Origin of the sequence: Faecalibacterium sp. DFI.5.82 (assembly GCF_029076575.1) — a bacterium.
Taxonomy (GTDB): Bacteria; Bacillota; Clostridia; order Oscillospirales; family Ruminococcaceae; genus Faecalibacterium; species Faecalibacterium duncaniae.
Genome location: NZ_JARFIS010000387.1, coordinates 1 through 317 on the forward strand (window position 1 = coordinate 1; position 317 = coordinate 317).

Annotated in this window: 1 protein-coding gene; it reads left to right on the forward strand. The window is 50.5% G+C overall.

All coding sequences use genetic code 11. From position 1 onward, the window contains the following. The coding region (locus P0G09_RS17105; RefSeq protein WP_275253266.1) for a hypothetical protein at positions 1–317 on the forward strand (317 nt) is incomplete at both ends.

Below are 317 nucleotides of genomic sequence, written 5' to 3' on the forward strand. Positions count from 1 at the left end.
ACCGGCGGTGCATTCAACGTAAAAGACAGCATTCTCACCCAGGGAACCGTGCTGAGTGGAAATTATCGCTCTGTTACCGTGAATGGTGGAGCCATCGTGAAGGTAAACGACACTCATCCTCTCGTCCCCGGTGAAACTGGCTCTGATTTGGTGCAGGGCACCGCATGGGATCTGTATTCTTATGCAGGCACCGTCCTCACCTTAGAATCCAATGTAGATATTACGAATATCAACGGTCAGGAAATCGGCAAGGCATTCAGCAGCATTTACCCGAACGGTGAAACCGACAAAACAGTGGTACGCTTTGAGATGCCCGA